Here is a 26,266-nt window from a genome sequence, read left to right on the forward strand (position 1 = left end):
TTCCCACATGACCTTCATCGTCCGCGACCTCGAGCGGATGACCGAGATCCTCGAGAGCGTGTTCGACGCACGCGAAGTCTATGCCAGCGGCGCCAGGCCGTTCTCGCTGTCGCGCGAAAAATTCTTCCTGATCGGCGACATCTGGGTCGCAATCATGGAGGGCGAGCCCTTGCCGGAGCGCAGCTACAACCACATCGCCTTCAAGATCGATGACGCCGATTTCGACCGCTATGCCGAGTGCATCGGCAAGCTCGGCCTCGACATGCGCCCGCCGCGCCCGCGCGTCGAGGGCGAAGGCCGCTCGATCTACTTCTACGACGACGACAACCACATGTTCGAACTGCACACCGGCACGCTCGCTGAGCGGCTGGCGCGCTACGCCAAGGGACTGGAAGTCGCACAATGACCGACATCGCCACCTACAACTTCGCCTATCTCGACGAACAGACCAAGAGGATGATCCGCCGGGCGATCCTGAAGGGCATCGCCATCCCCGGCTACCAGGTGCCGTTCGCCTCGCGCGAAATGCCGATGCCTTATGGCTGGGGCACCGGTGGCGTCCAGGTCACCGCTTCGATCATCGGCCCCAACGATGTGCTGAAGGTCATCGACCAGGGCGCCGACGACACCACCAATGCGGTGTCGATCCGCGCCTTCTTCAAGAAGGTCGCCAATGTCGCAGTGACGACCGACACGGCCAGCGCCACCATCATCCAGACCCGCCACCGCATCCCCGAGCATCCGCTGACCGCAGGCCAGGTGCTGGTCTACCAGGTGCCGATCCCCGAACCCCTGCGCTTCCTCGAGCCGCGCGAGACCGAAACGCGGAAAATGCACGCGCTTGAAGAATATGGCCTCATGCACGTCAAGCTCTACGAGGACATCGCCAAGCACGGCCGCATCGCCACCACCTATGCCTATCCGGTCAAGGTCGAGGGCCGCTATGTGATGGACCCCTCGCCGACGCCGAAATTCGACAATCCCAAGATGCACCGCTCGCCGGCGCTGCAGCTGTTCGGTGCCGGTCGCGAAAAGCGCATCTATGCGGTGCCGCCCTTCACCGACGTGGTCAGCCTCGACTTCGAGGATCATCCGTTCGAGGTGCAGACCTTCGACCAGCCCTGCGCGCTGTGCGCGGCCGAGAATGTCTATCTCGACGAGGTCATCCTCGACGACCATGGCGGCCACATGTTCGTCTGCTCCGATACCGACCACTGCGAGAAGCGGCGCAACGCCCCTACCTCCCCCTTGTGGGGAGGTCGCGCCGAAGGCGCGGGTGGGGGTCTTGACCAATCTACGCCCCACTCAACCCCCACCCCGGCGCTGCGCGCCGACCCTCCCCACAAGGGGGAGGGTAAGGAGATACAATGACCGACGAACCGCTGCTGCGCGTCTCGGCACTTTCCAAATTCTACGGCTCGCGCGTCGGCTGCGACAACGTCTCCTTCGACCTGTGGCCGGGTGAAGTCCTGGCTGTCGTCGGCGAGTCCGGCTCCGGCAAGACGACATTGCTCAACTGCCTGTCGACGCGGCTGCTGCCCTCCTCCGGCACCGCCAGCTACCGCATGCGCGATGGCCAGTTCCGCGAACTCTACCGCATGAGTGAGGCCGAGCGCCGCTTCCTGATGCGAACCGACTGGGGTTTCGTCCATCAGAACCCCGCCGACGGCCTGCGCATGACGGTATCGGCCGGCGCCAATGTCGGCGAGCGGCTGATGGCGGTCGGCGACCGTCATTACGGCAGGATCCGCGCCACCGCCGTCGACTGGCTGTCACGCGTCGAGATCGACGAGGACCGCATCGACGACGAGCCGCGCGCCTTTTCCGGCGGCATGCGCCAGCGCCTGCAGATCGCCCGCAACCTCGTCACCGGACCACGGCTTGTGTTCATGGATGAGCCGACAGGCGGCCTCGACGTCTCGGTGCAGGCACGCCTGCTCGACCTGTTGCGCGGCCTGGTCACCGATCTTGGTCTGGCCGCCATCGTCGTCACCCACGACCTTGCCGTGGCGCGGCTGTTGTCGCAGCGCATGATGGTGATGAAGGACGGCCGCGTCGTTGAAAGCGGTCTCACCGACCGCGTGCTCGATGACCCGCGTGCGCCTTACACGCAATTGCTTGTTTCCTCGATTCTGCAGGTTTGACGATGGCGCCAAGGCACCCCCCTCTGGCCTGCAAACGAATAACCATTGGAGCACCTTCTGATGCCAACCCCCCTCGTTGTCTCCGACGTTGCCAAAAGCTTCACCATGCATCTGCGTGACGGCATCAAACTGCCTGTTGTCGCCGGTGTCTCGTTCTCGATCAGGGCTGGCGAATGCACCGTGCTCGGCGGCCCGTCCGGTGCCGGCAAGAGTTCGATCCTGAAGATGCTCTACGGCAACTACGCCGTCGACGAAGGCCAGATCATCGTCACGCACGATGATGGGCTGATCGACCTCGCCACCGCCAGCCCGCGCACCGTGCTTGCTGTGCGCCGGCAAACGATCGGCTATGTCAGCCAGTTCCTGCGCACCGTGCCGCGCGTCTCGGCGCTCGACGTCGTCGCCGAGCCGCTGGTCGAGCGTGGCGAGGATCGCGAGATTGCCCGCGGCAAGGCACGCGCCTTGCTGGCGCAGCTCAACCTGCCGGAGAAACTCTGGGCTTTGCCGCCGGCGACCTTCTCCGGCGGCGAGCAGCAGCGCGTCAACATCGCGCGCGGCTTCATCACCGAGCACCCGATCCTGCTGCTCGACGAGCCGACCGCCTCGCTCGATGCCAGGAACCGCGATGTCGTGATCGAACTCATCGCCGCCAAGAAGGCGGCTGATGTCGCCTTGCTTGGCATCTTCCATGACCACGATGTGCGCGACGCAGTTGCCGACCGCATCATCGACGTCACCGCTTTCGCTCCCGGAAAAATCGCCGCATGACCAGGAAGTTGTCCGAGACGCCGCTGGTCCACCCGACGGCGGATGTTCAGAATTCGACGCTGGGCCGCTGGACCGAGATCGCCGACCGCAGCCGGGTTTCTGAAAGCGAACTTGGCGACTATTCCTACATGATGCAGGACTGCTCAGTCTGGTGTGCGACGATCGGCAAGTTCGCCAACATCGCGGCCAGCGTTCGCATCAACGCCACCAACCACCCGACCTGGCGGCCGACGCTGCATCACTTCACCTATCGCGCCTCGGACTATTGGGACGATGCCGAGCACGAGAGCGAATTCTTCGCCCAACGCCGCGCCAAGCGGGTCACCATCGGCCACGATACCTGGCTCGGTCACGGCTCGACCATCCTGCCCGGCGTCACCGTCGGCGATGGCGCCGCGGTCGGCGCCGGAGCCGTCGTCTCGAAGGATGTCGCGCCCTACACCATCGTCGGCGGTGTGCCGGCCAAACCGATCCGCGAGCGCTTCGATCGCCGCACCGCCGGGCGCTATCAGGCGCTTGCCTGGTGGGACTGGGACCATGCAAGGCTGCGCGCCGCGTTGGATGATTTTCGTTCGCTTGAGGCCGAGGCTTTTCTGGAAAAATACGGCGGATAAGCCATCACATTTCGTCATGGGCGAACCTGTTCATATCCCTGACACACCACCGGCGCAGGATGCGGCTTGGCGTAATGCGCTGGCCGTGCCGTTCGGCTACCGGCATCCCGATTACGACGCCTACGTCCTCCACACCACCTTCGCCTACCAGATCCAGCATCTTGCGGATGATCGGGCCGCCGCATGGCTGGGGCCTGTTCGATGATTGCCTGGCACTTTTTGAACAGCAGGCTCCCGTAGTCGAAATCAAGCCGCCCCCTTCTGCAGCTTCAGGGACATGGAGCACTTCGAGGAAACTGCTGGTCCTGGGCCTGCCGTAGACTCCGGCCTGTGGAGCGTAACAAAACTGACATCACCGCGACACGGCAGGTTCATATGGCTGCGCTAGGCGAGAGCCTGACGATCAATGGTCCGGACTGGAACCTGCCCCATGTCAGCAAGCTCTGCCACGCTCGAAATCCGCGGTGTCAGCCGACGATTTGGCAAGAACACCGCCGTCAGCGACATCAACATCGCGATCCCGCAGGGTCAGATGGTCGGCGTCATCGGCCGTTCGGGCGCCGGCAAATCGACCCTTCTGCGCATGATCAACCGTCTCATCGATCCCAGCCAGGGGTCGATTTTTTTTGACGGCGCCGAGGTTTCCCAATTGCGCGGCTCGCCGCTGCGGCGCTGGCAGCGTGACTGCGCCATGATCTTCCAGCAGTTCAACCTGGTGCCGCGCCTCGACGTGCTGACCAACGTGCTGCTCGGCAAGCTGAACCACCGTTCGACCATCACCAACCTGTTCGGCATGTTCTCGCGCGCCGAATGCGCCGAGGCGGTCGCGGCACTCGAGCGGCTCGACATCGCCCGCACCGCGCTGCAGCCCGCAGGCACCTTGTCGGGCGGCCAGCAGCAGCGCGTCGCCATTGCCCGCGCCATGATGCAGCAGCCCAAAGTGATCCTCGCCGACGAGCCGATCGCCTCGCTCGACCCGCTCAACGCCAAGGTGGTGATGGATTCGCTGCAGGACATCAATCTGCGCGACGGCATCACCGTCGTCACCAATCTTCACACGCTGGACACCGCCCGCACCTACTGCAATCGCATCATCGGCATGGCCGCCGGCAAGGTCGTCTTCGACGGCCCGCCGGAAGAACTCAACCGCGAGGCCGTGCGCCTCGTCTACGGCGCCGACAGCAATGGCCAGGAAATCTCCGAGGCCATCACCTCGACCAGCGTTGCCTTCAGCCGAAAAATCGCCGCATCCGCCGGACCGCTCGAACCCGCATTCCCGGGATATTGAGTCCATGATCCCGAAAAGTGGAATCCGGTTTTCGGGCAAGATCATGGACAAACAAGAGAGCGGCCTGGATCGACAGCCCGCGTCAAGGGCACCTGTCAAAATCGAGAACGCTGCCGGCGCGGGGCCGGAACCTACAGGAGAGATTACAGATGTTCAGGAAGATGGTTTTCAGCGCCGTTTCGGTGCTCGCCATGGCGACCAGCATGGCCCATGCCGCCGACATGAAGGAATTTCGCGTCGGCATCCTCGGCGGCGAAAACGAAACCGACCGGCTGCGCAACTACCAGTGCCTCGCCGACCATCTGAAGGCCGAATTCGGCTTCGAAAAGGTTTCGCTGTTCCCCGCCGCCGACTATGACGGCGTCATCCAGGGCCTGCTTGGCGGCACGCTCGACTTCGCCGAACTCGGCGCTTCCGGCTACGCCAGCATCGCTCTCAAGGACCCGAAGGCGGTCACCCCGATCCTCACCACCCAGCAGACCGACGGCGCCACCGGCTACTATTCGATCGGTCTGGCGCTGAAATCCTCCGGCATCACCGATATCAAGTCGGCCAAGGGCAAGAAGCTCGGCTACGCCGATCCGGATTCGACCTCCGGCTATCTGATCCCGCTGACCCAGATCCCGAAGGACACCGGCGCTTCGAACGAAACCTTCTTCGCTTCGACCCAGTTCAACGGCGGCCACGAGAACAATGTTCTGGCCGTGCGCGACGGCAAGGTCGATGTGGCGGTGGACGATTCCTCCGGTATCGGCGACTTCAAGGACGGCTACACCTCGGGCACCTTCCACAAGGAAGTCGCCAAGGGCGCCGTCGACCCCAACGACTTCGTCGAAGTCTGGCGCTCGGGCCTGATCCCGAACGGCCCGCTGGTCGTGCGCACCGCGCTCGGCGACGAAATGACCGCCAAGCTCGCCGACTTCTTCACGCAGTTGCCGAAGAAGGACAAGGCTTGCTTCGAAGGCGTCGAAGGCGGCGACTTTACCGGCTACGTCCCGGTTAAGGCGGACTTCTACGACGTCATCGTCGAAGCCCGTAAGGCAGCCATTGGCGGCTAACGGCGAAATCAGGAAGGGCGGCGTCGAGAAAACGCCGCCCTTCTTGCATGTCCGATCATGACCCTTTCCGTGACAGCCCCTTCCGGCGCCACTCACCAGATGGCCGACGCCTGGCGTCGCCAGACGTCCTTGCGCCGGCTCTACACCGCCATCGGTGTCGGCCTTCTCATCGTCGCGCTCGGCAGCACCATGTGGTTCGCCGACGAAGCCAATGCCGGGCATTTCTTCGACCGGTTGCCGCATTTGCTGGACTTCCTGAGCTGGCTCGTCCCCAAGGACTGGAACGATGTCTGGCGGGCGATGTTCGACATCGCTTCCCCGCATGACACCGGCACCCAGGAATTCAACTTTCCGCTTGGCCGCTCCTATGTCTGGGGCAGCTTCTACATCCCCGAATATTTCGAGCTGATGCTGACCACGCTCAACGTGGCGCTGGTCTCGACCTTCATCGGCTTCGTCTTCGCCGTGCCGTTCTCCTTCATCGCGGCGCGCAATCTGACGCCGCATCCGGTGCTGCGGCTGATCGTCAAGCGCCTCATGGAGCTGCTGCGCGCCTTTCCCGAGATCGTCATCGCCGGCCTGTTCGCCGCCATCGTCTCGATCGGCCCGATCGCTGCCATCATCGCCATCGGCCTGCATTCGATCGGCGCGCTGGGCAAGCTGTTCTACGAGATCAACGAGAACATCGACATGCGCGCCGAAGAGGGCCTGAGGGCTGTCGGCGCCAACTGGTTCGAGCGGGTGCGCTTTGCCGGCCTGCCACAGGTGCTGCCCAACTTCATGTCCTACACGCTGCTGCGTGTTGAGATAAATGTCCGCATTTCCACCATCATGGGCGCGGTCGGCGGCGGCGGCATCGGCGAGGAGTTGAAGCTGTCGATCTCGCGCGGCTTCGGCGCCAAGACGATAGCCCTCGTGCTGCTCCTGTTCACGACGATCTTCATCGTCGACCAGTTCTCCGCCTGGCTGCGCCGCAAGCTGGTCGGCGAGCAGGCTTTCGTGGTGGGGGCTTGACCATGGCTGCCTTGACCGCCGATCAAATCCAGTCGATCGAAGAGCGCTTCCCGCAGGTGTTCCAGCGGCCGTTCCACAAGCGCTTCGGGCCGCTGATGCTGCTTGGCGGCATCTTCCTCTACCTGCTCTATGCCTTGTGGTTCTTCAACCTGCCGCAGGTCATGCGGGAATCGCACTGGGAGCGCCTGCCGCTGTTTCTGACCCAATGGATCAGCTACGACGTGCAGCCGATCTTCCGCCTCGACGAAACGCGGATCACCGCCAAATATCCACGCTTCTCGGTGCTCGGCCCGAACCCAGATCCGGACTGGGTGAAGACCAATGCCGATGGTTCGGTGACGGTCCTTATCGACGGCGCCGCCAAGTCGGTCACCTTCAGCAAGACGCAAGCGACGATAACTGCCAATGGTGAGACCGTTGCGGTCGTGCTTGGCACCGGCAAGCCGCTGATCTCGGGGCCGGTTCCCGGCTGGATCACCGCGCATGAAGATGAGGTCGTCGCCGACATGGGCTTTGCCGGCGAGGCCCGTGTCGCCGTTGACCGCGTCAGGATCCGAAAGCGATTTCTCGGCTGGGCAAACTTCGTCTTCGACACCCGCTCGCCGTTCTTCGGCAAGTCGGCAAGCGAAGTCGCCTCGCTGATCGTCTCCGGACCGGAACTGAAACCAGGCACGTCCAACCTGGCACTGGCCGGCGACAACATCTGGAACAACGCCCAGTGGCAGCATGGCGATGTCTGGACCAAGCTCCTGCAGACCATCGTCATGGCCTTCCTCGGCACCATGCTGGGCGGCATCGTCGCCTTTCCGCTGGCCTTCTTCGCCGCTCGCAACATCACGCCCAGCCGGCTGGTCAACCAGGTGCTCAAGCGCTTCTTCGACTTCATGCGCTCCATCGACATGCTGATCTGGGCGCTGTTCTTCACCCGTGCCTTCGGGCCGGGACCGCTGGCGGGCAGTGCAGCCATCTTCTTCACCGAGATCGGCACGCTCGGCAAAACTTATTCCGAGGCGCTGGAGAACATCGACGACAAACCGCGCGAGGGTATTACCTCGACCGGAGCCAACGGCCTTCTGGTGCAGCGCTACGGCGTGCTGCCGGAAGTGGTGCCGGTGTTCATCAGCCAGACGCTCTACCAGTGGGAATCCAACACCCGCGGCGCGACCATCATTGGCGCTGTCGGCGCCGGCGGCATCGGCCTGAAGCTGTGGGAAGCGATGCGCACCAACTCCAACTGGGCCAACGTCTTCTACATGGTGCTGCTGATCCTGGCCGTTGTCTTCATCTTCGACAACATCTCCAACTTCCTGCGCCGCCGGCTGAGCCAGACGATCCACGACTACAACAGGCTTCAGGCTGAGCAGGGATGATCGTCCTGTGGTTCACAATTGGGCGAAAAGTCGGCGGGACAGCACCCCCCTCTGGCCTGCCGGCCATCTCCCCCGCAAGGGGGGAGATCAGATGTCCGTCGGCCTTCGCTAGTCTCCAGCGTTGGAAGGAAGGCGCCGCCAGCGGAACCGCCAATCTCCCCCCTTGCGGGGGAGATGTCCGGCAGGACAGAGGGGGGTGTGAAGGAACGCGGCGGCAGGTGTTGGGCGGCTTCGCTCAGTCCCACTATAAGGAAGGCGCCTACGCCGCCCTCTTCCACCCATTTTTGATATGCTCATACCCCTCGCGATAGACAGCTTCCGGCGTTTCGGAAAAATCGCGCCACACCTTGGTCGCCGCCGCCAGGTCCTTCAGCGAACGGCCGAACGCTTCGATCGTCAGCCAGCCGTCATAGCCGCTCTTGCGGATGGCCGAGAATGTTTCCTTCCACGGAATGTTGCCCCGCCCCGGTACGCCGCGATCATTCTCCGAAATATGGATATGCACGACATTCCTGCGGTGTTTCGTGTAGGCGCCGATCGGGTCGGCCTCCTCGATATTGGCGTGGAAGGTGTCGTACATTGCCTTGATGTGCGGCCGGTCGATGGCGTCGATATGCTCCGACAGATCCGCCATCGTGTTGAGGAGATAGCATTCGAAGCGGTTGAGCGCCTCGAGCCCGATGGTGACGCCCTTGTTGCCGGCATGGTCGCCGATCGCCCGCTGCGAGGCGACGGAGCGCTTTTTCTCGGCAGCGGTCGGTCCGGAGCCGGAAAAGGCGCCGAGCGTCGAATGCAGCGGGCCACTCAGCGTGTTTGCGGCAAGTGCCTGCGCGCAGTCGATCGCCCATTTCATGTAGTCGACACCGGCCTTGCGCGTCGCCGCGTCGGCCGAGATCAAATTCATCCGGGGATCGCCCATGGCCGAAACCGCGGTCCGCTCCAGCCCGATGCGGTCGAGCAGATCGCCGAGCTTTTTATAATCGTCCGGCGCGCCGGCGAAGATCGGTATCTCGACGCCATCAAAGCCGGTTGCCTTGATATCGCGCAGCAGTGGTTCGTGTGCCTTCGACACGGCCGTCGTCCATAAGAACATGCACATGCCGATTTTCATCGACGCCCCCCTCCCCTTGGATCCCCCGGACCGCCTCTATTTCAGAGCTTCGTCCACGCCCCATTCTTCTTCGACGACTTCACGCAGGCCTCGATGAAGGCCATGCCCTCGACGCCGTCCTGGATGGTCGGGAAGACGACGTCCTTGGCCGGCTTGCCGCCCTTGCGGCGTGCCGCGCGGATGGCGCGCGCGGCCTCCTGGTAGATGTTGGCGAAACCTTCGAGATAGCCTTCCGGATGACCTGACGGCACGCGGCTGACACGGCCCGCCACCGGCAGCGCGCCGGCGCCGTTGCGGGTGATCAGTTGCTTCGGCTGGCCGAACGGCGTGTACCAGAGATAGTTCGGGTCGGCCTGCACCCATTCCAGCCCACCCTTCGAACCGTAGATGCGCAGCTTCAGCCCGTTCTCATGGCCCGGCGCCACCTGGCTTGCCCAGATCATGCCCTTGGCCGGGTGCGTCTTGCCGACCGGCCTGAAGCGCAGCATGACGTTGACGTTGTCATCGAGTAGCCGGCCCGGCACGAAGGCGTCGAGATCGGCCGACAGGGAGTCCAGTTCCAGCCCCGAGACGAAGCGGGCGAGGTTGTAGGCATGCGTGCCGATATCGCCCAGCGCACCGCCGGCGCCTGCCTGCTTGGGGTCGGAGCGCCACGCCGCCTGCTTCTGGCCTGTCGCGGCCAAATCCTCGGTCAGCCAGTCCTGCGGATATTCGGACTGCACGATGCGTATGTCGCCGAGCACACCCTTGGCGACCATTTCGCGTGCTTGCCGGATCATCGGATAGGCGGTGTAGTTGTGCGTCAGCACGAACACCTTGCCGGTCTTCTCGACTATCGCCGCAAGCTTTTTTGCTTCGGCGAGCGTCGTCGCCAGCGGCTTGTCGCAGATGACGTGGATGCCGGCCTCGAGGAAGGCCTTTGCCGCCGGCACATGGACATTGTTGGGCGTGACGATGGCCACTGCCTCGATGCCGTCGGGGCGCTTCGCCTCGGCCTTGGCCATCTCGGCATAGGATGCATAGCTGCGTGCGGGGTCGAGCCCCAGTTCGGCGGCCGAGGCCTTGGCACGAGCCGGGTCGGCTGACAAAGCACCGGCAACCAGCACGAAATCATTGTCCAGCCGCGCCGCGATCCGATGCACCGCGCCGATGAAGGCACCTTGCCCGCCGCCGACCATGCCATAGCGGATCGGGCCGCCTCCCGTTTCCGACTTCGATGCGCCGACCATGTCTTTCTCCCTCGTTGTCTCACCTCCCTTGAGGGGAGGTCGATCCGCGCAGCGGATCGGGTGGGGTCGTTGAGGCAGAGTTCGGCATGAACCGACCCCTCCCGGCCCTTCGGGCCACCCTCCCCTCGAGGGGGAGGGGAAACCGCGTCAGATTCCCATCATGGCGCGCAGCAACTTCTTGTCGGTAGCGCCACCGGCGAAGTCGTCGAATGCCTTTTCCGTCACCCGGATGATGTGATGCTCGATGAAAGGCGCGCCCTCGGCCGCGCCGTCCTCCGGATGCTTCAGGCAGCACTCCCACTCCAGCACCGCCCAGGAATCATAATTGTACTGCGTGAGCTTGGAGAAGATGCCGCCGAAATCCACCTGTCCATCGCCCAGCGAACGGAAGCGCCCGGCGCGGTTGGTCCAGCTCTGATAGCCGGAATAGACGCCTTGCCGGCCGGTCGGGTTGAACTCTGCGTCCTTGACGTGAAACGCCTTGATGCGCTCGTGATAGATGTCGATGAATTCGAGATAGTCGAGCTGCTGCAGCAGGAAATGCGACGGATCGTAATTGATGTTGCAGCGCTTGTGGCCGCCGACCGCATCGAGGAACATCTCGAAGGTCGCGCCGTCGAACACATCCTCGCCGGGATGGATCTCGTAGCCTAAATCGACACCATTATCCTCATAGACATCTAGGATCGGCTTCCAGCGCTTGCCGAGCTCAGCGAACGCTTCCTCGATCAGCCCTGCCGGCCGCTGCGGCCAGGGGTAGAGGTAGGGAAAGGCCAGCGCTCCCGAGAAGCTGACCGAGGCCTTGAGGCCAAGGTTCTTCGAGGCCTTGGCCCCGAACTCCATCTGTTCGACCGCCCATTTTTGCCGTGCCTTGGGATTGTTGTGCACTGAAGCCGGCGCAAAGCCGTCGAACTGCGCGTCATAGGCAGGATGCACCGCCACCAGTTGCCCCTGCAGATGCGTCGACAGCTCGGTGATCTCGACGCCGGCATCCGCGCAGATGCCCTTCACCTCATCGCAATAGGCCTTGGAGGAAGCCGCCTTCTTGAGGTCGAACAGCCGCGCGTCCCAGGTCGGGATCTGCACGCCCTTGTAGCCGAGACCGGCCGCCCATTTGGTGATCGACGCCAGTGAGTTGAACGGCGCGGCGTCGCCCGCGAACTGCGCCAGAAACAGCCCAGGGCCCTTCATTGTCGTCGGCATCGGCATCCTCCCTCATTTCTCTCGACCGAGCATAGCGCCGATTGGAAACAGGGCCAGCCACTTTGGTCTTTTCTCAACGGGTGCTTGCACGCACCGCCATTCTGGTATTACCAAATGTGGAAATTTGGTCAAGCCATGCAATGCGCCGTCAAGACCCCAAAATCACCCGGTGCAGGCCTATATATCTCAATATAATCAAGCAAATAATCCACAGCGAAAGTTGCATCCCAGCGCTTCTTGCCGATCTGGAGAATTTGCTGTAGACCTCGCTTCAGGCCCAATTGGTCGAACCAGTTTGCGAGAAAAGGCTGGGAACGCCTTGGGGAGGAACCTTTGTGTCGCCTTTTGGCGATGCATGTCGCAGGCGAACCATAGAGACGATTTGGGAAGGACAGACCATGCATCTTTCGACGCACAACTGGATGCGCGCGGAACCCTTGGAGACGACGCTCAAGCGCATCAAGAAATTCGGCTATGAGTCGATCGAGATTTCCGGCGAGCCCGAGCAGTACAAGACCAAGGAGACCCGGGCGCTGCTGAAGGAGCATGGTATTCGCTGCTGGGGCGCGGTGACCCTGATGCTGGGCGAGCGCAACCTTGCCGCCAGGAACCAGGGCCAGCGCGAGCGTTCCGTTCAATATGTCAAGGACGTGCTGACCATGGTCAGCGAACTCGATGGCGAGATCATCACGCTGGTTCCGGCGACCGTCGGCAAGGTTGTGCCTGACGGGACCGAAGAAGAGGAATGGAAGTGGGTCGTCGACGCCACCCGTGAATGCTTCACCCACGCCAAAAAGGTCGGCGTCAAGATCGCGGTAGAGCCGCTCAACCGCTTCGAGACCTATCTGTTCAATCGCGGCGCCCAGGCACTCGCTCTGGCCGACGCGGTCAGCCCCGAATGCGGCGTCTGCCTCGACGCTTACCACATCCACATGGAAGAATTTAACGTCTATGACGCGATCCGGCAGGCCGGAAAGCGCCTGTTCGACTTCCATGTCGCCGACAACAACCGGTTTGCCGCCGGCCTCGGCCAGATCGACTGGCCGAAGATTGTCGCCACCTTGCGCGAGATCGGCTACGACGGCGCGCTGACCAATGAGTTCGTCGCGCCCGTCGACCGGACGCCGGCAGCCCCCTATCCCGACATGGTCGAGCGTAATCCGGTCGACATCTCGCCCGAGCAGCTGAAGTTCATCCAGGACCACGGCTCCAGCGTGCTCACCGAGAAATTCTACACCGACCAGATGCGCATCAACGCCGAAACGTTGCTGCCGCTGATCAAGTAGTCGACCGCGTCTGGGAAATTCGCCCTTCCGCCCTGACCGGCGGCAGGGCTGGGGAAGAACATGCGTATCAAGTCCGTCCAAGCCTGGTGGATCCGCGTTCCGATCGAAGCCGCTCTGCAGCACCGCAGCGACTTCGGTCAGGTGACGACCTTCGACGCCGCCATCCTGCGCATCGAGACCGATGACGGGCTGGTCGGCTGGGGCGAAGGCAAGAACGCCGCTGGCAGTGCCGGCAGCTACGGTGCGCTCGTCCACATGCTGAACCATGAGGTCGGGCCGCAACTGGTCGGCCGCGATCCGGCCGACATCGGCGTCATATGGGAGATGCTCTACAATGGCGTGCGCCACGACAGCGCCGCGCGTGGCGGCCACGCCATGCCGCAACTGGCGCGGCGCGGCATGAGCATCGCCGCCATCAGCGCCGTCGACATCGCGCTGTGGGACATTCTTGGCAAATCGCTTGGCGTTCCGGTCTGGCGGCTGCTCGGCGGCCGCAAGCTCGATCGCATGCCGGCCTATGCGTCCGGCGGCTGGGCAGCCGCCGACGCCATCGGCGAGCAGTTGAAGTCCTATATCGCCAAGGGCGGTTTCAAGGCACTGAAGATGCGCGTTGGCGCCATGGATGGCGCGGCACACATTTCCGCCACCCGCGTGCGGGCCGCACGGCAGGCGCTCGGCCCCGATGTCGAACTGATGGTCGACGCGCACGGCACCTACACGGTGGCCGAGGCCAAGCGCTTCATCCACCTTGTCAACGATTTGGACCTCGCCTGGTTCGAGGAACCTATTATCGCTGACGACAAGCCCGGCATGGCTGAAGTGCGGGCGTCAGGTGCCGTCCCGATCGCCACCGGCGAAAGCGAGGCGACACGCTATGCCTTCCGCGACCTTGCCGTGCTCAAAGCCGCCGACATCTTCCAGCCTGATCCCGCTTTCTGCGGCGGCATCAGCGAGGCGATGAAGATCGGCACCATCGCCAGCGCCTTCAATTTGCGCTTTGCACCCCATTTGTGGGCCGGCGCGCCCTGTTTTTTCGCAGGCTTGCATGTCTGCGCCGCCTCGCCGTCGAGTTTCACCGTCGAATATTCGCTTGGCGCCAACCCGATGATCCATGATCTGGTCGAAGAGACTGTCGAAGCCAGGGACGGTATGATAGCGATCCCGGAAAAACCGGGTCTGGGATTCACCATTTCGGAGCGGTTCCTGGAGGCGCACGCGCAACGCGGTTGACGATGAAAGAAAAGAACCTCCTCGCAGAACTCGCTGCCTACCTGTTCTCCCATTCGGACAAGGAGAGCGGCCGAACGCCTTCGGAACGCGAACTGGCGGAGCATTTCGCCGTCAGCCGCGGTCAGATCCGCGAGGCGCTGGCCATCCTGGAGGCCATGCGCATCGTCGAGCGTCGAGCCAAGTCCGGTATCTACATCGACACCAAGCAGGCCAGTGTGGAGGCCATGGCGCTTTTTGCCCGCGCAGGCCTGCCGCTCGACCCGATCCAGATCTACGAGACGGTCGAACTGCGCAAGATCCACGAGATCAAGGCGGCCGAACTTGCCTGTTCGCGCGCCACCGAGGAGAATTTCGAGCGGCTGCGCGAAATCCTGAAGGCTTCGGAAGAGCGCATCGCCGCCGGTGAAGGGCTTGCCAGGGAAGACCGCGAATTCCACCTCGAAATCGTGCGCGCCACCAAGAACAGCGTCTTCCACAATGTCTGCAGCGTCTACTACATGATGGGCGAGCAGCGCCTGCCGATCTATTTCAACGACCCCGAGCGCAACCTGCGCTCGCATGCCGAGCATATCCAGATTTATGAGGCGCTGCTGCGCCGCGACGGCAATCTCGCCCAGGCGCTGATGAGCGCCCATCTGCAAGGGGCTGAGAGCTACTGGAAAGGCCTGATCGAGGGCCATGGCGAGGAACCGCAAAGCCCGGCGCTCGAAAAAGCCTGACCGACATGGCCCGTATCCTCACGACACACCCGCTACACCCGCGCGCCTCGGCCATGCTGGCCGGCGCCGGCGAACTCGTCGTCGCTTCCGCCATCGATCCGGCCACGCTGGCCGCCGAGGCGAGGAATGCCGACATCGTCATCGTGCGCGCGCCGCTGCCACCACAGCTTTTCGACGGCGCAAAGCTGCTGAAGGCGGCAATCCGCCATGGCGCCGGGCTCGACATGATCCCCATGGAAGCAGCGACCGCCGCCGGCGTGCTGGTGGCGAATGTGCCGGCGGTCAATGCCCGCTCGGTTGCCGAGCACGTCATGTTTGCGGCGCTTGCTTTGCTGCGCAATTTCCGCGCCGTCGACCGCGACCTGCGCACCAAAGGCTGGCTCGCCGGCCGCGAGCACGCCAATTCCAACATCGAGCTTGCCGGCAAGACGATCGGCATCGTCGGCCTCGGTGCCGTCGGCCAGGCGGTCGGCCATATCGCCGCGCACGGCTTCGACTTGAAGGTGGTGGCAACGACGCGCAGCATGCAGCCGGCGCCGGACAAGGTCGGCTTCCTGTCGATCGACGCGCTGGTCGAGCAGAGCGACATCATCGTGCTCTGCTGCCCGCTGACGCCGGAAACGCGCGGCCTGATCAACCGTGAGCGGATCGCCCGAATGAAGCCCAATGCGCTGCTGATCAACGTGTCGCGCGGACCGGTCATCGACGACGACGCGCTGATCGAGGCGTTGCAGAAACGCCGTATCGGCGGCGCCGCGCTCGACGTGTTTGCGACGCAGCCGCTGCCGTCGAATCATCCCTATTTCGGCTTCGACACTGTCATCATCACGCCGCACATGGCCGGGATCACCGAAGAATCGATGATGCGCATGGGCGTCGGCGCGGCGGGTGAAGCCTTGCTGGTGCTGGCCAACAAGCTGCCGGTCAATCTGCGCAATCCGGAAGTGGTCGATCACTACCGGCGGCGGTTTCCGGCGAGCCTGTAACACATCGCGGTTTCGCCCCAATTCTCCGCGACGTTGAGAGCCATGTCCGATCCACGCCTCGCATCCCTGGTAGCCGTCGTGTGTTCGCTCTGCGCCATGCCGTCATTCGCGGCCGAAAGCAGCTATGTCTATTGTGACAACGGGCTGCGCTGCTTCAAGGCGCCCTGCCCATCCAACAGCGCACTCGACCTTGCCACCGGCACGATCATCAAGGGCGTGTCGATCGACCCCAGCGGATTGCCGCAGGCCGACAAGGCGATAACCGATCTTTCCGACGCGCTTTATGCCGGCAAGATCGTCGTCAGAGGCTCGATCGAGCACCGCACCCAGACGATCACCGGCAAGGAGCACAATCTGCCCTGGCTGGTCGCGACCCGTATCGTACGCACCGCCAAGGACAGCGAACGCAAGCACTGTTCGTCGCACTGATCGTCGGTCCAACCCCGGTCACGAGCCAAGCAGCGACTCAATTTCAGCAGCAATCCGCAGCAGGCGCCGGTCATGCCCGTTGCGCGCCACCAGCATCAATCCGGCAGGCAGCGCCGTGCCCGGCATCGGCAGCGAGATTGCGCAGAGATCGAACTGGTTGGCGACCTGCGTGTTGCGCAGCAGCAGGCCTTCGGTGCGGTCGCCCAGCTCGGCGTCGTCAGCCATCGAGACGATGGTCGGCGCCGTCACCGGCGTGGTCGGCAGAGCCAGCACATCGACCGATGCCAGCCGCTCGTCCATGGCGACGACGAGTGCTGTGCGGCGGCGCATTGCCCTGATGTAGACAGGCGTCGGCAGCATTGCCGCCCGCGACAAAGGTCCGCTGACATGCGGGTCGACCGGCACCGAAGCCCCAGCCGCCAGCCAGTCGGCATGCACTTCGGCCCCTTCCATGGCAGCGATCGAGCCACGCTTGGTGGCAGCCCGCAAATCGGCAAGCAGATCATCGATCGATAAGCCCGCGATCCGCGCGCCCGTCTGTTCGATCTTGCCAAGGCAGCGGTCGAACGCGGTCGCCACCTCGTCTTCCGTCTCTTCGAAAAGAATGCCGCGTGGAATGCCGACGCGAAGCCCTGCAAGGGCAATCGGCGTCAGCGCGGTCGGCACTTCACCGGCCATCACGGCGTCGGCGGCGGCACATTGGGCGACGGTTCGGGCAAGCGGACCGATCGAGTCCAGCGTGGCGGACAGCGGGAACGCGCCGGCGAGCGGCACGCGCCGCGCTGTCGGCTTGAAGCCGACGACACCGTTGAGTGAAGCCGGAATGCGTATCGAACCGCCGGTGTCGGAACCGATCGATATTTCGCTCGTCGCCTCACCGACCGAGACGCCGGCGCCTGAGGAAGATCCGCCCGGAATGCGGCTGGCGTCCACGGCATTGCCGGGCGTGCCATAGTGCTGGTTGTCGCCGATCGCGGTGAAGGCGAATTCGGTCATGTTGGTCTTGCCGATAATGACCGCGCCGGCTTGCCGCAGCCGGCTGACGATCACGGCATCGCACAGCGGAGGTGCTGCGGTCCTAAGCATCAGCGAGCCGGCCGTGGTTGGCTCGCCGGCGACATCGAACAGATCCTTGACCGAGACGATGGTGCCATCGAGCGGCCCAAGCGTCACCCCGGCTTGGCTGCGCGCATCGCTGGCATCGGCCGCGGCACGCGCGGCTGCGGCATAGAGCTTCGTGAACACGCGCTCTTCACCGGCACGGGCGGCAAGGCGCGCGAGAATGGTTTCCAGATGATCACGAACGGATTGCATTTCGGTGTCGGACTCCGAACGCCTTGAACGTCCTTGGGGAATGGCTTGCCGAGACTTAACCCGGCGCAGGCGGTTTTGCACCCTGTCTAATGCGAGGAAAAATCCGATGCTCTACAAAGGCAGCTGCCACTGCGGCAAGGTCGCCTTCGAATTCAAGGCCGAACTGACGGGCGCCTTGCGGTGCAATTGCTCGATCTGCTCGCGCAAGGGCGCCCTGTTGTGTGCCATCCCGCACGGGACCTTGCAGGTCCTGGCCTGGGGCGACGATCTGGGCATCTGCACATTCGGCAATCATGCCATCGCGCACCGGTTCTGCCGGGCCTGCGGCATCCATCCCTTTGCGGAGGATGTCCGCGAAGGCCGTGAACGCAGCGCCTACATCAACATCAACTGCGTGGCCGATCTCGACCCCTCGACCCTGTCGGTCTTCGATTTCGACGGGCGGTCGGCCTGAGTTCGTTCATCGCTGCCGTCACAACGGCGCCGGCCCGAAAACCGTGATGGTTCTCGGGCCGACGCGCAGTGTCAGGGAAGCCTGATTGCGTCCAGGCTACTCGGCCTGCTTCGGGCCGCGCAGGAACACCACGATGGCCGCCAGCAATGTCGCCGCGCCGCAATAGGCGAAGGCGCTGGCGACGCCGGTGTGGTCGACCAGCAGGCCGCCGAAGACGGCGCCGAGTGCGATCGCCACCTGGAACGTCGCCACGATCAGTCCGCCGGCGCTTTCCGCCCGGTCGGGTGCTGCACCTCCGGGCCGAGGAACAGGCCGATATCCGCCAGGCCAGCTGACGCACAGGGTTCCGAACTCAGCTTGACAAGGCAGCAGCCAGTTCGGCGGTCCCGGCAGTTTTTTTTGCGGCAGCTTTTCGCGATAGGAATTTTTTCTTGACTCGGTGACCTCAGCTATGCTACATTTTTGCCCATGGTGCTGATTTGCGCCAGTGACCCGCCGCACAGGCGGGTTTTGCGTCTGATGCTACGTCAGCCGACGCCCCGGCGGAGGAACCCGTTGGCCCGAGTTTGTTGCCCCTGAGCTGACGCATGGAGGCCGTGACGGACTGGTGATTCCAGGCTAGAGAAATCAGCATGGTTTTCACCTCGCCCAAGACTGGCCTGCCGGCCTCGGACGGTCCGCTAACCGACATCTTGCGCGGATTGCGGCTTGATGGCGTCGACTATGGCCGCTGCGAACTTTCAAACCCATGGGCCGTGTTGTTTCCTGCCCAGAAGGCAGCAAGGTTTCACTTTATCGGCCGCCGCCAATGCTGGCTGTTTTCGCCAGCCGGGGAATGGATTGAGCTGACACCCGGCGATGCATTGCTCTTGCCGCGCGGTGCCGAGCATGTCGTTGCCAGCGCGCCTGGCATTCCGGCCGTGCCGATCGAAAGCTACACTGTCGAGCCTTTGCAGGACAATGTCTTCAATGTCTCCAACGGCGGCCACGGCCCGAAAACCTTGCTGTTTTGCGGCAGCATGCATTTCAACCTGGACGGGTCACACCCCTTGCTGGGCATGATGCCGGACATGATGCGCGCCAAGGAATTGATGGCTGGCGAGCCAGGTATTCCGCATCTGCTGGAAGCTATGGCCGGCGAAATCACCATGAACCGGGCCGGCTCTGGCGGCATGCTGGCGCGACTGGCCGACGTGCTGGCTGCAAGCATCATCCGTTCCTGGGTAGAAAACAGTGGCGGCGACACCAGAGGCTGGACCGCGGCGATCAAGGATCGCGACATCGGCCGCGTACTTGCCGCCATTCATCTGCAGCCCGACAGGAACTGGACTGTCGAAGCGCTGGCGCGCGAAATGGGCGCCTCGCGATCGGCCTTCGCCGAACGCTTCACGGCCATCGTTGGCGAAACACCGGCGAGATATGTCGCCCGGATACGCATGCACCAGGCGCGGCAATGGCTGATCGACGATCGGATGCGGGTTTCAGTGGTCGCCGCCAGACTGGGTTACGATTCCGAAGCATCGTTCAGCCGGGCGTTCAAGCGCATCATAGGCATCGCGCCCAGCCACCTGCGCACCGTCGACGGCACCTCCGAAAACCGCTGAGGCGATCCCGGATCCGCGGCCGTGGCTTGCCGGGTCTGGATGAATTGCCGGGTCTGGATGAATTGCCAAGCCTTCCGGACGCAATGCCATTGCCGGGCCACCCGCATGCAATAGCTTGCCAGGACCAAGCAGCCAGAGGCCTGCGGCAAGTCGGTCCGAAGAGGAGAACCAATGCCAAATCATCCGAAGCTCATCGCACTCGCCGTCATGCTTGCGGTTCCCGGGCGCGCCTTTGCCCTCGAGGACAGCTACCTGCCGGCCGACAAGATCCCCTATGTGGCGGAAGTACCCGACCAGCCGCATCGTCTTGGCCCATTGTGGGGCAAGCGGGCCAAGGGTCCGGCAGGCACGTTGCTGAAGGTTCCCGGCAACTGGCGTGCACCGGTCCATGCGCACACCGCGGATTATCGCGCAGTGGTCATTAAGGGGCTGTGGGCGCACTGGCAGATGGATGGCGGCGAGGCGACCAAGGTCGAACTGCCTCCTGGATCCTACTGGACCCAGAAAGCCAATGAGATGCATGACGACGCCTGCGTCTCCGACACGGAATGCGTGATCCTGCTGATCAACGACACGCCCTACGAAACCTACTTCCAGAAATAGGCTGGGATGCGGCCTAACGCATGTCGCCCAAAAGTGACCTCGGTTTTGGGAGAACGACATGCACAAAAACAAAGACCTAAAGCGCGTCGCATGAATCCGTTTCAGCGCGACGCGCTTTATGAGGCGTGTCGCAAGCTGACGCCGCTGCCCTTGTCGAACAGCACCACCTTGTCGGGGTTCCAGGCAAAGCGCACCGCCTGCTCGATGGCGACGTCGGTCCTGGCCGGCACGGTGGCTCGCAGTGTCGCGTCGCCGACGCGCAGCGTCAGGATCTTTTCGACGCCGTGGTTCTCGACGTCGTGGACACGCGCCTCGACCGGCGCGCCGCTCTCGAGATAGACGTCCTCGGGACGAATGCCGAAGACGAGCGGGCGACCGTCGGTCGCCGCACCCGCCTTTAGCCCCCCGAAAATCTTGGCTCCCCCTGAAAATGGCAGTTCGAAATTCAACGGAGCCATCACCGCGCGGCCGTTCACAAGCTTGCCGTCGATGAGGTTCATCGGCGGCGAGCCGACGAAGCTCGCCACATAGGTGTCGCGCGGATTGTTGTAGATCTCGTGCGGCGTACCCGTCTGGACGATGCGGCCATGGTTGAGCACGCCGACCTTGTCGCCCATCGACATCGCCTCGATCTGGTCGTGGGTGACGAACAGGAAGGTGGCGCCGAGCTGCATCTGCAGGTTCTTCAGTTCAGTCCGCAGCGCCTCGCGCAGCTTGGCGTCGAGTGCCGACAGCGGCTCGTCCATCAGGAACACACGCGGCTTGCGCACGATGGCGCGGCCGATCGAGACGCGCTGCATCTCGCCGCCGGACAGCCGATCCGTCTTGCGGTCGAGCAGATGCTCGATCCGCAGCGTACGGGCGGCACGGTCGACGCGATCCTTGATCTCGGCGTCGGGCAGCCGGCGAATTTTCGGCTTCAGCGGGAATTCGAGATTTTCGCGCACCGTGTAGCGCGGATAGAGCGAATATTGCTGCAGCACCAGCGCCACGTCACGCTCGGCCGCACCCCAGTCGGCGACATCGACGCCGTCGATGAAGACCTGGCCTTCGCTCGGCTTTTCCAGCCCGGCGATAAGCCGCAGCGTCGTCGTCTTGCCGGCGCCCGTCTCGCCCAGCAGCACGAAGAACTCGCCATCGGCAATATCGAGATCGAGCCCGGTGAGCGCAGTGTGGTTGCCGAAGGTCTTCGAGATGTTCTTGAGCTGGATATGGGCCATCAGAGTCTCACCTCAAGCGACTTGCCGCTTGCCTTGTCGAAGAAGTGCGCCTGGGTCGGGTCGATCCTGGCGAAGACCCTTTCACCGGGTCCGGCAACAAAGCCGCTCTTGGTGCGAGCCCGCAGCAACTCGGTTCCGACCTTGAGATCGACGATGTCGAAGGAGCCGAGCGGCTCGACGATATGCGTGTCGACAGCAACGAAGCCCTCGGTCGCCTCGCGCCGAATGAGCACGCCCTCCGGTCGGATGCCCAGCGCGAGCTGCCGCCCGGCATGGCCGTTGAGCTTCGACAGCAATGCCTGCGGAAATTCGAAGCCGGAAGCCGCGCCGCCGACCGTTACCGAGACCGCGGATCCGGTCTCGGCGACTGCGGCATCGGTGACATTCATCACCGGGCTGCCGACGAATTGCGCCACGAACAGATTTGCCGGCTGCGAATAGACCTCGTCGGGCGTGCCGACCTGCTGCAAGACGCCTGCGTGCATGATGACGATGCGGTCGGCCAGGCTCATCGCCTCGATCTGGTCGTGCGTGACATAGATGGTGGTCGAGCCCTGCTTGATGTGCAGCCGCTTGATTTCCGCGCGCATCTCCTCGCGCAGCTTGGCGTCGAGCGCGCCGATCGGCTCGTCCATCAGCATGGCCTTCGGCCGCCGCACCAGCGCCCGGCCGATGGCGACGCGCTGCATGTCGCCACCCGAGAGCGCCGACGGCTTCTTGTCCAGCAGGTCGGTGATCTGCAGCGTCTTGGCGACGGAGCGAACCTCGCTGTCGATCTCCGTCTTGCTCTTGCGCGTGGCACGCAAGGGGAAGGCGATGTTCTCGTAGACGCTCATATGCGGATAGAGCGAGAACGACTGGAACACCATGGCGATGTCGCGGTCGGCGGCCTTCAAATGCTGTACCGGCTTGCCGTCGATGAAGATGTCGCCCTCGTCGATGGTTTCCAGCCCGGCGATGGCGCGCAGCGTTGTCGTCTTGCCGCAGCCCGACTGGCCCAGCAGCACGATGAACTCGTTGTCGGCGATCTTGAGGTTCAGGTCCTTGATGACCTGGACGGCGCCGAAGAATTTCTGGACGCGGCGAAGCTCGATCTGGGTCAATGCTGTGCTCCCGGATTGCGCACCTGGCCGGTGCCGGCCTTTTCCTCGGGCGCGATCTTGGAGGTTACGTTGAAGCCGACGAGTCCGATCAGGATGATGGTCAGGCCATAGGTGTGCAGCAGCATGCTCCAGGGCTGGCAGAGCGCGATGATGCCGAGCACCATCAGGATCTGCGATCCGGGCTCGAGGTATTTCTGGTTGATGGCGCGAAAACTCATTTGCGGATCGCTCCGAAGGACATGCCGCGCAACAGATGGTTGCGAAGCAGGAAGGTGAAGATGGCGACCGGCAGCAGGAACAGGAAGGTTCCGGAGGCGATCACCGTCCAGTCCGGCAGGCCCGAACCGACCTGGCTCGGGATGAAGGGAGGCGCGGTCTGGGCGCGGCGGTTGGTCATGATCAGCGCAAAGGCGTATTCGTTCCACGCGGTGATGAAACAGAACACGGCGGTGGCGGCGATGCCCGTGGCGGCCTCCGGCAGCACGATCTTGAAGAACGCCTCCATGCGCGTGTAGCCGTCGACAAGCGCTGCCTCCTCATACTCCTTCGGGATCTCGTCCATGAAACCCTTCATCAGCCACACGGAGAAGGACAGGTTGAAGGCGGTGTAGAGAATGATCAGGCCCAGATGCGTGTCGTTGAGCCCGACTGCCCGGTACATCAGGAACATCGGAATGGCGACCACCACCGCCGGCAACATGCGCGTCGACAGGATGAAGAAGAGCAGGTCCGCCTCCCCTTTCACCTTGAAGCGCGAGAAGCCATAGGCGGTGAATGTCCCCATGCCGACCGCCAACACCGTCGAGGTGATGGCGATGATGAGCGAGTTCAGGAAGCGGCTCGGATATCCCGACCATTGCACCTGGCCCTTGCCGTCGCGCACGATCTTCTCGCCGCCGTCGAACACGACGCGCTCCCACCACGGGGCGGCGGCATATTCTTCAGCCGACGGCGGGCTGCGCAACTGTGAGCGCTTTGTGAAAAGTTTGACGAAAGGCGAGATGGTCGGCTCGAACATCACGGTCGGCGGGATCGTCGTGGCCAGGTTGCGTGGCTTGAACGAGGTCGCCACGATCCAGTAGATCGGCGCCAGGAAGATGATCGTCACCAAAAGGACGGCGACAATAGCGACCTTGTTGAGCGCCCGTTCACCCGAAGTCTGGACGGCCGCCATCTCAGCGCTCCTTAACTTTGTTGAGGTATTTCACATAGATGTTGGTGATCGCCAGCACCATGATCAGCACGATATAGGCAAGCGCGCAGGAGCGCCCTGTCTGCCATTCCTGGAAAGCCATCTTGTAGAGACGGATGGAAATCACCTCGGTGCTCGGCTGCGTCGAGAGCACATAGGCAAGATCGAAAGTCTTGAAGGCTTCCATGGTGCGGAAGATGACCGCGATCATCAGGATCGGCGCGACCAGCGGCAGCGTGATGCGGAAGAAGGTATAGAACGGCCCGGCGCGGTCGATCGCGGCAGCTTCATAAAGATGCTTCGGCACCGCCGAAAGCCCGGCGAGCGACAACAGCATGACGAAGGGCGACCACATCCAGATGTCTGTGAACGCGACCGCGTAGAGCGCCATCTTCGGATCGCCGAGCCATTGGAATTTGCCGAGGTCGAGCACGTAGTTGATGACACCCCAGGACGGATCGTAGAGCAGTTTCCAGAACAGGCCGACCACCGCCATCGAAAGCATCATCGGCAAGAGCAGCAATGTCGTGATCAGGCCCTTGAGCGGAATGGTACGATTGAGCAGCATCGCCGTTCCAAAGCCGACGACAACCTGACCGACGACCGAGACGATGACGTATTTCGCGGTCACCGCGAAATTGTTCCAGATATAAGGGTCGCTGAGGAGTTCGCGATAGTTCTTCAGTCCGACGAAATTGGCCGGCGCATTGGTCGACGCGCGGAAGTCGGTGAAGGAATAGCCGAGCGAATAGATCAGCGGAAAGATGTTGAAGACGATCAGGAACACGATCGTCGGGATGATGAAGAGGTTGCGTATCGAAATGTCGCTGAGGCCGCGAGAGGCGGCTCTGGAGGAGGTATTCAGCGGTGTGATCATTGTGGTCGCCAAGACCTGCTCCCATTCCTGAAAAAGAAAACGGAGGAGGCACGGGCCTCCTCCGCACTACATGTCGGTTATTGGCCGCGGCCGTATTTCTTGAACGTGGCGTCCCAATCCTTCGCCAGCGCATCCAGCATTTCCTTGGCCGTACCATCGCCATTTACGATGTACGGATAGACACGCTGGTTGAGCTGCTGCAGCAGTTCCGCATATTCCGGCACCGCCCAGAAGTCCTTGACCTTGAACATCGTGTCGTAGAAGGCCTTGTTGTAGGGCGTGGCGTTCTGGAACTCGGCCGATTCCAGCACGGCCTTGTTGCAGGTGTAGCCGCCGAGGGCTGCCCACTTCTTCTGCGTATCGTCCTGGATGAACCACTTCAGGAATTTCATCGCCTCTTCCTTGTTGTTGGAATAGGAGACGACGGAAATGCCCTGGCCGCCGAGCGCGGCGAATTGCTCACCACCTGGACCTGCCGGGTTGGCGAAAAAGCCGGTGTTCTTGGCATGCGGGTTCGACGCCTCGTTGATCAACGAGGGGAAGAAGGCGAAGTAGTTCATGCTCATCGCCGCCAGGCCTTCGGTGATGGCCTGGTTGTTCTCGACGAAAAAGGCGTTGGTCCAGCCCGGAGGCGTGAAGCCGAACAGCTTGCGGTAGTTTTCTGCCGCGGCTACCGCCTTGTCCGAGTTGATGATGCCGTCGACCTTGTAAGTGCCGAAGTCGCCGAGCTCACCGCCATACGAGAACAGCGCGTTCTCGAAGCCCATCGCCAGGCCGTCATACTGATTCTGGGTGTAGATGGCGATGCCGTAGCGGTTCTGGTCGGGCCTATTGAAGAACTCCGCGATGTCGGTCATTTCCTTGAAGGTCTTGGGAACGGCAAGTTCGTAGCCATACTTGGCCTTGAACGCTTCCATTTCCTTCGGGTCCTCGAACCAGTCCTTGCGGTAGGCCCAGCCCACTGCGTCGCCCTCGGCCGGGATAGACCAGTATTTGCCGCTGTTGCCGGGATATTCGGAGTAGAACTTGACCGTCGCCGGAGCCATCTTGTCGAGAACCTGGTTCTCTTTGACGAAGTCCGTGAGGTCGACATAGTGACCGCCCTCGGAGGCGGCACCAAGCCATTGCGAGTCGCCGACGACCAGGTCATAGGCGCTGCCCTTGGCGTTGAACTCGGTGAAGGCCTTGGTCTGGAAATCGGCCCACGGGGTGGTTTCCACCGTGATCTTGACGCCGGTTTGCTTCTCGTACTCGTTGCCGAGTTCCTGCAGATAGTTTGCGGGATCCCATTCAGCCCAGAAGATGGTGAGTGACTTTTCCTGCGCGTAAACGGACGTTCCGCAGGCAAGCGTTAAGCCGATACCAGCAAGTACGCTGGTCACTAACTTGCGCATAATGATTTCCTCCCTTGTGCGCGTTCTACCTTATCGTGCGAGCCGGCAACGTGGCC

Annotated in this window: 28 protein-coding genes and 1 pseudogene; 18 read left to right on the forward strand and 11 right to left on the reverse strand. The window is 62.9% G+C overall.

Features of this window, described 5'->3' with window-relative positions:
* The first annotated feature begins 7 nt into the window (after positions 1–7).
* From fosX to phnE (NKH52_RS04110), 10 genes are all read left to right on the forward strand, one after another.
* On the forward strand, positions 8–406 hold the full coding sequence (gene fosX / locus NKH52_RS04065; protein WP_502908008.1) for a FosX/FosE/FosI family fosfomycin resistance hydrolase: 399 nt from the start codon (positions 8–10) through the stop codon (positions 404–406).
* Positions 403–1,371 (forward strand): alpha-D-ribose 1-methylphosphonate 5-phosphate C-P-lyase PhnJ, encoded by a 969-nt coding sequence (locus tag NKH52_RS04070; protein WP_502908005.1) that lies wholly within the window; start codon positions 403–405, stop codon positions 1,369–1,371. The genes fosX and NKH52_RS04070 overlap by 4 nt, the downstream gene beginning before the upstream one ends.
* On the forward strand, positions 1,368–2,144 hold the full coding sequence (gene phnK / locus NKH52_RS04075; protein ID WP_127259763.1) for a phosphonate C-P lyase system protein PhnK: 777 nt from the start codon (positions 1,368–1,370) through the stop codon (positions 2,142–2,144). The genes NKH52_RS04070 and phnK overlap by 4 nt, the downstream gene beginning before the upstream one ends.
* Before the next feature lie 60 nt (positions 2,145–2,204).
* Positions 2,205–2,912 (forward strand): phosphonate C-P lyase system protein PhnL, encoded by a 708-nt coding sequence (phnL, locus tag NKH52_RS04080; protein WP_352728075.1) that lies wholly within the window; start codon positions 2,205–2,207, stop codon positions 2,910–2,912.
* Positions 2,909–3,526 carry a DapH/DapD/GlmU-related protein gene (locus NKH52_RS04085; RefSeq protein ID WP_352728073.1) on the forward strand — a complete coding sequence of 206 codons (618 nt, stop codon included), beginning with the start codon at positions 2,909–2,911 and terminating at the stop codon, positions 3,524–3,526. Before phnL ends, NKH52_RS04085 begins: the two co-directional genes overlap by 4 nt.
* A gap of 16 nt (positions 3,527–3,542) precedes the next feature.
* Positions 3,543–3,731 carry a hypothetical protein gene (locus tag NKH52_RS04090; RefSeq protein ID WP_352728071.1) on the forward strand — a complete coding sequence of 63 codons (189 nt, stop codon included), beginning with the start codon at positions 3,543–3,545 and terminating at the stop codon, positions 3,729–3,731.
* A gap of 225 nt (positions 3,732–3,956) precedes the next feature.
* Positions 3,957–4,814 carry a phosphonate ABC transporter ATP-binding protein gene (gene phnC / locus NKH52_RS04095; RefSeq protein WP_352728069.1) on the forward strand — a complete coding sequence of 286 codons (858 nt, stop codon included), beginning with the start codon at positions 3,957–3,959 and terminating at the stop codon, positions 4,812–4,814.
* A 149-nt stretch (positions 4,815–4,963) separates the two neighbouring features.
* The gene (gene phnD / locus NKH52_RS04100) at positions 4,964–5,872 is read left to right on the forward strand and encodes a phosphonate ABC transporter substrate-binding protein (RefSeq protein ID WP_352728067.1); all 909 of its coding nucleotides are present in this window, start codon (positions 4,964–4,966) and stop codon (positions 5,870–5,872) included.
* Positions 5,873–5,929: 57 nt separating this feature from the next.
* On the forward strand, positions 5,930–6,886 hold the full coding sequence (gene phnE / locus NKH52_RS04105) for a phosphonate ABC transporter, permease protein PhnE (protein WP_352728065.1): 957 nt from the start codon (positions 5,930–5,932) through the stop codon (positions 6,884–6,886).
* 2 nt (positions 6,887–6,888) lie between these two features.
* Positions 6,889–8,256, forward strand: a complete 1,368-nt coding sequence (gene phnE, locus NKH52_RS04110; protein ID WP_352728063.1) for a phosphonate ABC transporter, permease protein PhnE — start codon at positions 6,889–6,891, stop codon at positions 8,254–8,256.
* A gap of 259 nt (positions 8,257–8,515) precedes the next feature.
* On the opposite strand, the gene NKH52_RS04115 is transcribed toward phnE (NKH52_RS04110), so the two are convergent.
* From NKH52_RS04115 to NKH52_RS04125, 3 genes are all read right to left on the reverse strand, one after another.
* Positions 8,516–9,367: a sugar phosphate isomerase/epimerase family protein gene (locus NKH52_RS04115; RefSeq protein ID WP_352728061.1), complete on the reverse strand. Its 852-nt coding sequence runs from the start codon at positions 9,365–9,367 to the stop codon at positions 8,516–8,518.
* A gap of 41 nt (positions 9,368–9,408) precedes the next feature.
* Positions 9,409–10,596, reverse strand: a complete 1,188-nt coding sequence (locus tag NKH52_RS04120; protein WP_352728059.1) for a Gfo/Idh/MocA family protein — start codon at positions 10,594–10,596, stop codon at positions 9,409–9,411.
* A 147-nt stretch (positions 10,597–10,743) separates the two neighbouring features.
* Positions 10,744–11,799, reverse strand: a complete 1,056-nt coding sequence (locus NKH52_RS04125) for a sugar phosphate isomerase/epimerase family protein (protein WP_352728057.1) — start codon at positions 11,797–11,799, stop codon at positions 10,744–10,746.
* A gap of 398 nt (positions 11,800–12,197) precedes the next feature.
* Between NKH52_RS04125 and NKH52_RS04130 the strand changes: the two genes are divergently transcribed.
* Genes NKH52_RS04130 through NKH52_RS04150 form a run of 5 tightly spaced genes read left to right on the forward strand, consistent with a single transcriptional unit; the run spans position 12,198 to position 16,449 of the window.
* Complete coding sequence (locus NKH52_RS04130) at positions 12,198–13,085, forward strand: sugar phosphate isomerase/epimerase family protein (RefSeq protein WP_023812461.1); 888 nt, start codon at positions 12,198–12,200, stop codon at positions 13,083–13,085.
* Positions 13,086–13,145: 60 nt separating this feature from the next.
* Positions 13,146–14,315, forward strand: a complete 1,170-nt coding sequence (locus NKH52_RS04135; protein ID WP_352728055.1) for a mandelate racemase/muconate lactonizing enzyme family protein — start codon at positions 13,146–13,148, stop codon at positions 14,313–14,315.
* Between the two features lie 2 nt (positions 14,316–14,317).
* Complete coding sequence (locus NKH52_RS04140) at positions 14,318–15,034, forward strand: FadR/GntR family transcriptional regulator (protein WP_127295118.1); 717 nt, start codon at positions 14,318–14,320, stop codon at positions 15,032–15,034.
* Between the two features lie 5 nt (positions 15,035–15,039).
* On the forward strand, positions 15,040–16,020 hold the full coding sequence (locus NKH52_RS04145) for a hydroxyacid dehydrogenase (protein ID WP_352440823.1): 981 nt from the start codon (positions 15,040–15,042) through the stop codon (positions 16,018–16,020).
* Positions 16,021–16,062: 42 nt separating this feature from the next.
* On the forward strand, positions 16,063–16,449 hold the full coding sequence (locus NKH52_RS04150) for a hypothetical protein (RefSeq protein ID WP_352728053.1): 387 nt from the start codon (positions 16,063–16,065) through the stop codon (positions 16,447–16,449).
* A gap of 18 nt (positions 16,450–16,467) precedes the next feature.
* On the opposite strand, the gene NKH52_RS04155 is transcribed toward NKH52_RS04150, so the two are convergent.
* The gene (locus NKH52_RS04155; protein WP_352728051.1) at positions 16,468–17,763 is read right to left on the reverse strand and encodes an amidase; all 1,296 of its coding nucleotides are present in this window, start codon (positions 17,761–17,763) and stop codon (positions 16,468–16,470) included.
* A gap of 106 nt (positions 17,764–17,869) precedes the next feature.
* Between NKH52_RS04155 and NKH52_RS04160 the strand changes: the two genes are divergently transcribed.
* Positions 17,870–18,217, forward strand: coding sequence for a GFA family protein (locus tag NKH52_RS04160; RefSeq protein WP_352728049.1), 348 nt, complete (start codon positions 17,870–17,872; stop codon positions 18,215–18,217).
* Between the two features lie 96 nt (positions 18,218–18,313).
* On the opposite strand, the pseudogene NKH52_RS04165 reads toward NKH52_RS04160, so the two are convergent.
* Positions 18,314–18,508 (reverse strand): annotated as a pseudogene (locus NKH52_RS04165) (MFS transporter); the annotation flags it as partial.
* Between the two features lie 341 nt (positions 18,509–18,849).
* Between NKH52_RS04165 and NKH52_RS04170 the strand changes: the two are divergent.
* Together NKH52_RS04170 and NKH52_RS04175 are read left to right on the forward strand one after the other, a co-directional pair.
* A complete protein-coding gene (locus NKH52_RS04170) occupies positions 18,850–19,821 on the forward strand; it encodes an AraC family transcriptional regulator (protein WP_352728047.1) in 972 nt (323 codons plus the stop codon).
* 171 nt (positions 19,822–19,992) lie between these two features.
* Positions 19,993–20,424: a DUF4437 domain-containing protein gene (locus tag NKH52_RS04175; protein ID WP_352728045.1), complete on the forward strand. Its 432-nt coding sequence runs from the start codon at positions 19,993–19,995 to the stop codon at positions 20,422–20,424.
* Positions 20,425–20,540: 116 nt separating this feature from the next.
* On the opposite strand, the gene NKH52_RS04180 is transcribed toward NKH52_RS04175, so the two are convergent.
* From NKH52_RS04180 to NKH52_RS04205, 6 genes are all read right to left on the reverse strand, one after another.
* Positions 20,541–21,644, reverse strand: a complete 1,104-nt coding sequence (locus tag NKH52_RS04180; RefSeq protein WP_352612886.1) for an ABC transporter ATP-binding protein — start codon at positions 21,642–21,644, stop codon at positions 20,541–20,543.
* Positions 21,644–22,747, reverse strand: a complete 1,104-nt coding sequence (locus tag NKH52_RS04185) for an ABC transporter ATP-binding protein (protein WP_352728042.1) — start codon at positions 22,745–22,747, stop codon at positions 21,644–21,646. Before NKH52_RS04185 ends, NKH52_RS04180 begins: the two co-directional genes overlap by 1 nt.
* Positions 22,744–22,965 carry a hypothetical protein gene (locus tag NKH52_RS04190; protein ID WP_127293505.1) on the reverse strand — a complete coding sequence of 74 codons (222 nt, stop codon included), beginning with the start codon at positions 22,963–22,965 and terminating at the stop codon, positions 22,744–22,746. Before NKH52_RS04190 ends, NKH52_RS04185 begins: the two co-directional genes overlap by 4 nt.
* Positions 22,962–23,921 (reverse strand): carbohydrate ABC transporter permease, encoded by a 960-nt coding sequence (locus tag NKH52_RS04195; protein WP_013529496.1) that lies wholly within the window; start codon positions 23,919–23,921, stop codon positions 22,962–22,964. The genes NKH52_RS04190 and NKH52_RS04195 overlap by 4 nt, the downstream gene beginning before the upstream one ends.
* Position 23,922: 1 nt before the next feature.
* A complete protein-coding gene (locus tag NKH52_RS04200; protein WP_013529495.1) occupies positions 23,923–24,828 on the reverse strand; it encodes a carbohydrate ABC transporter permease in 906 nt (301 codons plus the stop codon).
* A 65-nt stretch (positions 24,829–24,893) separates the two neighbouring features.
* Positions 24,894–26,210 carry an ABC transporter substrate-binding protein gene (locus NKH52_RS04205; RefSeq protein ID WP_127293507.1) on the reverse strand — a complete coding sequence of 439 codons (1,317 nt, stop codon included), beginning with the start codon at positions 26,208–26,210 and terminating at the stop codon, positions 24,894–24,896.
* Positions 26,211–26,266: the final 56 nt, after the last annotated feature.

The organism is Mesorhizobium sp. M1066 (genome assembly GCF_040318635.1).
Taxonomy (GTDB): domain Bacteria; phylum Pseudomonadota; class Alphaproteobacteria; order Rhizobiales; family Rhizobiaceae; genus Mesorhizobium.